Annotated in this window: 1 protein-coding gene; it reads left to right on the top strand. The window is 65.5% G+C overall.

Translation table 11 applies throughout. The features are described from left to right. A partial coding sequence (locus tag WCE35_RS04060) for an alkyl/aryl-sulfatase (RefSeq protein ID WP_424592059.1) occupies positions 1-1,815 on the top strand: 1,815 nt, incomplete at its 5' end. Between the last annotated feature and the right edge of the window lie 124 nt (positions 1,816-1,939).

Raw genomic sequence — 1,939 nt, 5'->3', positions numbered from 1 at the left:
CGCGGCTTCATCGCGACGCTGCCGGACGGCACGGTCGCGGGTCCCGGCGGCAGGCCGGCGTTTGACTCAAAACCCTATGCGTTCCTGCAACAGGACGAGGTGCCGACGACCGTCAATCCGAGCCTGTGGCGGCAGGCGCAGCTCAATGCGGTGAACGGCCTGTTCGAGGTCACCGCGCGCGTCTACCAGGTGCGCGGCATCGACATATCCAACATGACCATCATCGAAGGCGATAGCGGCCTGATCCTGATCGATCCGCTGTTGTCCAACGAAACCGCCAAAGCCGCGCTCGATCTCTATCTCGCCAACCGCCCGGCCAAATCGGTCGCCGCCGTGATCTACACCCACAGCCATATCGATCATTTCGGCGGCGCCAAGGGCGTGATCTCGGCGGAGGACGCCGCCGCCGGCAAGGTCAGGGTGATCGCGCCGGATGGATTCATGGAGCACGCGGTCGCGGAGAACGTCATCGCCGGCAACGCCATGAGCCGCCGCGCGCAATTCCAGTTCGGCAGCACGCTGCCGGTTGGCCCGCGCGCGCAGATCGACACCGGCCTCGGCAAGGCGCTGTCGCGCGGCACGGCCTCGCTGATCCCGCCGAACGACGTGATCAGGCAGACCTACGAGACGCGCATGATCGACGGCGTCGAGATCGAATTCCATCTGGTGCCGGGCTCGGAAGCGCCCGCCGAAATGCTGCTGTATTTTCCGCAGTTCAAGGTCTTGAACATGGCGGAAGACGCCAGCCATACCATGCACAATCTCTACACCATCCGCGGCGCCGAGATCCGCGACGGAAGGCTGTGGTCGCGCTACATCGGCGACGCCATCGCGCGCTATGGCGACAAGGCCGACGCCGTGATCGCGCAGCATCACTGGCCGGTCTGGGGCAATGCGCGCGTGGTCGCGTTCCTGAAGAAGCAGCGCGACCTCTACAAGTTCATCCACGACCAGAGCGTGCGGCTGCTCAACCACGGCCTGACCGCGACCGAGATCGCCGAAAAGCTGCGGCTGCCGCCGAGCCTCGCCAGTGACTGGTCGTCGCGCGGCTATTACGGCACGCTGAGCCACAATGCCAAGGCGGTCTATCAGTTCTATCTCGGCTGGTACGACGCCAATCCCGCCGACCTCAATCCGCTGCCGCGCGCGGAATCCGCGCGCAAGCAGGTCGAGTATATGGGCGGCGCCGATGCGGTGCTGAAGCGCGCGCGCGAGGATTTTGCCGCCGGGCAATATCGCTGGGTCGCCAGCGTCACCAGCCAGCTGGTGTTCGCCGATCCGGCCAACCGGGAAGCGCGCGAGCTCGGCGCCGATGCGCTGGAGCAGCTCGGCTACCAGAGCGAGGCCGCGACCTGGCGCAACGCCTATCTGCTCGGCGCCGCCGAGCTGCGCGGCGGCGTGCCGCCGGCGCCGGGCGCATCGAGTGCGAATGCCGAACTGCTCAAGGGCGTCTCGATCGATCTCGCCTTCGATTTTCTCGGCGTCCGCCTCAACGCGGCGAAGGCCGAGGGCAAGCGCATCGTCATCAACTGGACCTTTACCGACCGCGACGAGACCTATGTGATGAATCTGGAAAACTCCGCGCTGACCCATCGCGCCGGCCCGCTCGACGACAATGCCGATGCCGGCGTCAAGCTGACCCGCGCCGCGCTCGATGCGATCACGCTGAAGCAGCGCAGCTTTCTCGGCAGCGTCGCCACCGGCGACGTCGCGATCTCGGGCAATCCGCTAAAACTGCGCGAGCTGTTCGGCCTGCTCGACGACTTCGCGCCGGATTTTGAAATCGTCGAACCGAAGAAGGCGCGCGTGGAGTAGCAGGTAGTGCGTAGCATGGGTGGAGCCAACGGGTCGCGCGAATGCGCGCCCGATGATAAACTCCGCGATACCCATCACTTGCCTCAGATGGACGTGATGGGTTTCGCAAGTGCTCAACCCATCC

The sequence above is a fragment of the Bradyrhizobium sp. genome (assembly GCF_049691595.1).
GTDB lineage: Bacteria > Pseudomonadota > Alphaproteobacteria > Rhizobiales > Xanthobacteraceae > Bradyrhizobium.
This window is presented reverse-complemented; position numbering and strand designations above follow the sequence as displayed.